The following is a 3,859-nucleotide window of genomic DNA, read 5'->3' on the forward strand; positions in this document are numbered from 1 at the left end:
ATTCATAATAGATAGGCGTAAACCTATCTATTTTAATCACTATTTTCGCTTCAATAAACTCAATACTTCATAGTGTGCAGTATGCGGAAACATATCAAACAGTTGAACTTTGCAAACTTCGTATCCTGATAATAATTCAAAGTCTTGCGCCATAGTTTGGGCATTACAGCTAGAATAGAGAATATACTCAGGATGCATATCAGATAAATAATTGCATAAATTCTTACCGATACCACGGCGAGGTGGATTCACCAGCACTAAATCAGGAATATCTTGGCGGCTGGTGGCAAAATTTGTGGAATCTAACGCTTGGAACTCAACGTGCTGCAAACCCAGCTCTTGGGCAGACTGACGAGCACACTCAATGGCTGGCGCACTAATTTCAATTCCCGTTAGCTTGGTCGTCTTATCCGCGCAATGCAAACCAAAGCCACCCACGCCACAAAACAGATCCCATAAGCTAGTGATATTCAATTCTTTTACCCACTCTCGAGCAGTTTGATATAACTGAGATGCCACGATAGGGTTAGTTTGGAAAAAACTTTGCGGGCGAATAAACAGCGGAACTTGGTTAAATTCATCCCGCAGCACATGTTGCTCAGTGAACATAATTTCTTGTTCACCTTCTAAAATAGCCATATGTACGGGTTGAATATTGGCGGTGATCACGGCTAATTGCGGCAATTTTTCTTGTAACCAAGGTAATGCTTTCTGCAATTGCACGATTTTTTTATCGGAACGCAAGACAAAGCGCAACATAAATTGTTTGGTATGCCAGCTTTGAGTCAGCAAAATATATTTTAGCTCACCGCGCTTACGTTCAATGTTATAGGGGGTTAACCCAGCTCTCGCGATAAAAGGAATAAGCTGCGCGAAGACTTGCGAAAATTCAGAGGGATATAACGGGCATTCCGTCAGACTGACAGCGACACCATCACGGTTAACAATACCCAAAATCGGTTTTTCAACGCTACCACTGACAACCATTTTGGCTTTATTACGAAATCCTTCAAATGGCCCCGTCACGGGCGTCAAAAATAAAGATGACGCCAAAGAAGGCAATAAAGATTGCAGATTATCTTGTTTACGGGCAATTTGCTGTTCTGGCGATAATTCTAGCCACTGACAGGAGCGACATTCTCCTGCCAAATATTTTTCACAATGCATAGGGTATTTAGTGAATAATCACGGAAGGTTTATCATCAAGGTCGGATTCAGTGTCGTCATCATTATCATCCGACTCTAACTCTTCATACTCATCTTGGTTTGCATACAGTAGATTATTACTGAAAATTTCAAACACAATACCGGAAATTTGCTCTTCGGCTTGTTGTAAGAAATGGCTAAATTGGCGATAAGTAATTCCGGCTTCTAACGAAAATGATTGGCTAACCACCAACTTAGGTAGATTTTCATTATTAATTTCGAGAAAAACTTTTGCCGTTAATGAACTGGCGTTAATTTGGCTAATATTTGCCACCAGCGTAATAATCGCGGTAGGTTTAAGTTCTGCCAATGCTGAGAGTACTAACACATTATTAATAATGTCTAATTTAGCATCAAAGATCCCATCAATATTTTGCATATGAGGGAGATGCAAAGCAGCACAAGAATCACACTCGAAATAAGACGTTTTGAGTTGGTCAAGCCACTCTCGCAGCTGTGAGATATCTGGGTAACAAATAGAATCCATGAGCAATAACCTTCTTCAACTCAAAATAGCGATATACCAAAAATAACCATATTCATGCTAACCAAGTACTCATACTAACAAATCATTCATTCTAACAAATAGAAAGCGGACAATTTTCACACATAGCCAATCTAAACACCAGTAAAACCATGCCCTGCTCTACTTTTCGTCTGGTTTATCATCATCTCGCGTCGTCTCTTTTGGTTGATTGCGACGGTCACGACTCGCGCCACCCGATTTATTATCAATTCCCAAAAAAGTAAGACCATGCACAGCTCGCCAGATAATATTGATCATTGCCGGAATTAAGCAGCCCATCCCGACCAGCACCATAGAAACAATCGCGCCAGAGCTGGCTAGCCATTCCGGCAGCGTAATATAGTCATTAGTGGCAAGTAATACGGTGATTAGTAATAATATTCCTATACCCTCAAGAAATAGAACGGGTTTTGGCATATCCGCTAGTGAGCGCATCGTCCCTTTAGTCTCTTTTATGGGTTTTTGCTGTTGTTCCATGATGTTTTCCTTCGTTTTATTGCCTTATACTGACAGTATCGTCACCACCACTAGCAAATTATATATACTGCCTATAGCTATGAAAGGAAAATTCAACTTTTATTTAGAAGCTGATGTTGGCATAGTATTGGGCATTATTATTTCGTATCTGAATAGTCATTAGAATCTGAGTTCTAAATTTAAGGAGATATTATGTACACTGTTATTTTTGGTCGCCCTGGTTGCCCATACTGTGTTCGTGCTAAAGAACTTGCAGAAAAACTGAAAAATGAACGTGACGACTTCGACTATCGCTATGTTGATATCCAAGCGGAAGGTATCTCTAAAGAAGACTTATCCAAAACCGTTGGTAAAACTGTAGAAACCGTTCCTCAAATCTTTATCGATGAAAAACACATCGGTGGCTGCACTGACTTTGAAGCATACGCTAAAGAAAATCTGAGCCTGTATAAGTAATCAATCTTACAAGACATTTTCTTTTATAAAGCCCCAGATGAGCCTCTCGTTTGGGGCTTTATTTTTACTTTTTGTGCTATGCAAAAATATTTTCATCAAAAATTGCACTTTTTCTGATCATCATGAGAACTTTCCTCTTTTGTTGCAGTCTTAATTAGTGCCACTGCTTTTCTTTGATGTCCCCATATTGAGGAGCCCGATAGCCATTTGATTCTTTCATGCTATCGGGTTTTTTGTGTCTAGAACTTTTGCATTGCCCTGATAAATCACTGTTATTGAGCAAATATTGATTGAGTTAATGTTTAACAAAAAGTAAATTTGTCAGCTTGAGTAGCAAGGTCTAGAGCGTGTCTTGATTCACCCCTTCCCATTGCTATGTCCCATCTTCTTGAGAACTAATGTCCGAGGTACTCCGATCGTGCTGGAACAACTAAATCTGGATCTTTTTAATCTGATCAACGCAACGCCTGAATCCGCAAGTGGTACTATTGCGTTAGCCACGGTGATCGCCAAACGCTTGATCCTTATTTTTCCGCTATTTACTGTTGCATGCTGGTTTTGGGGTGCACAGCCAAACATGACTCGCCAACGTACCTTTGCCTGTAAAACGGCTTACGCCATTGTGATTGGCTTAGTGATTTCGTGGTTGATTGGTTATTTTGCACCACATGAACGTCCTTTCGTGATGGGAATTGGCTCTAATTTCTTAGATCACGACGCAACTCCGTCTTTCCCGAGTAACCATGGAACTATCGTCTTCACGTTTGTTTTTGCTTTCTTATTCTGGTTAAGAACCTGGGTTGGCTTCGTGTTTATGGTTCCTGCCATCGTTATTGCATGGTCTCGTATTTATCTTGGCGTTCACTGGCCGTTAGACATGATTGGTGCATTTATCTTAGGTGCTATTTCTTGCGGTTTATCTCAGTTGATTTGGGCAATGGGCGGCAGTGTTATTCAGCAGCCAATCACTCGTCTTTACCACCTCGTATTTGGTTCTCTCATTCGTAAAGGATGGATGCAACCTTAATTGGTTATTTAAAGTACTGACCTATTATTAATGTCAGTACTTTCCCCCTTCATTTTTCCCACCATTAAATATTGAGCTAAATCAAAGTTTGTTTTCATTTATTTTTAGCATCAATAACTTTATTTGAATTTATCAAATAAACATTCAAACAATTAATTAACAAATAT

5 protein-coding genes are annotated in these 3,859 nt (G+C 39.8%); 2 read left to right on the forward strand and 3 right to left on the reverse strand.

What is annotated here, in order from left to right; translation table 11 throughout:
* Nucleotides 1–39: 39 nt before the first annotated feature.
* The 3 genes from rlmC to JK188_RS16725 all read right to left on the reverse strand — a co-directional run bounded on the left by rlmC (nucleotide 40) and on the right by JK188_RS16725 (nucleotide 2,209).
* Complete coding sequence (rlmC, locus tag JK188_RS16715) at nucleotides 40–1,167, reverse strand: 23S rRNA (uracil(747)-C(5))-methyltransferase RlmC (protein WP_211885019.1); 1,128 nt, start codon at nucleotides 1,165–1,167, stop codon at nucleotides 40–42.
* Nucleotides 1,168–1,174: 7 nt separating this feature from the next.
* Complete coding sequence (locus JK188_RS16720) at nucleotides 1,175–1,693, reverse strand: YbjN domain-containing protein (protein ID WP_036951887.1); 519 nt, start codon at nucleotides 1,691–1,693, stop codon at nucleotides 1,175–1,177.
* A 159-nt stretch (nucleotides 1,694–1,852) separates the two neighbouring features.
* Nucleotides 1,853–2,209 carry a YbjC family protein gene (locus JK188_RS16725; RefSeq protein WP_211885018.1) on the reverse strand — a complete coding sequence of 119 codons (357 nt, stop codon included), beginning with the start codon at nucleotides 2,207–2,209 and terminating at the stop codon, nucleotides 1,853–1,855.
* A gap of 192 nt (nucleotides 2,210–2,401) precedes the next feature.
* Between JK188_RS16725 and JK188_RS16730 the strand changes: the two genes are divergently transcribed.
* A complete protein-coding gene (locus JK188_RS16730) occupies nucleotides 2,402–2,665 on the forward strand; it encodes a GrxA family glutaredoxin (protein ID WP_006657693.1) in 264 nt (87 codons plus the stop codon).
* A gap of 418 nt (nucleotides 2,666–3,083) precedes the next feature.
* Nucleotides 3,084–3,692: an undecaprenyl-diphosphate phosphatase gene (gene ybjG, locus JK188_RS16735; protein ID WP_211885017.1), complete on the forward strand. Its 609-nt coding sequence runs from the start codon at nucleotides 3,084–3,086 to the stop codon at nucleotides 3,690–3,692.
* Nucleotides 3,693–3,859: the final 167 nt, after the last annotated feature.

The sequence above is a fragment of the Providencia sp. JGM181 genome (assembly GCF_018257375.1).
GTDB lineage: Bacteria > Pseudomonadota > Gammaproteobacteria > Enterobacterales > Enterobacteriaceae > Providencia > Providencia lanzhouensis.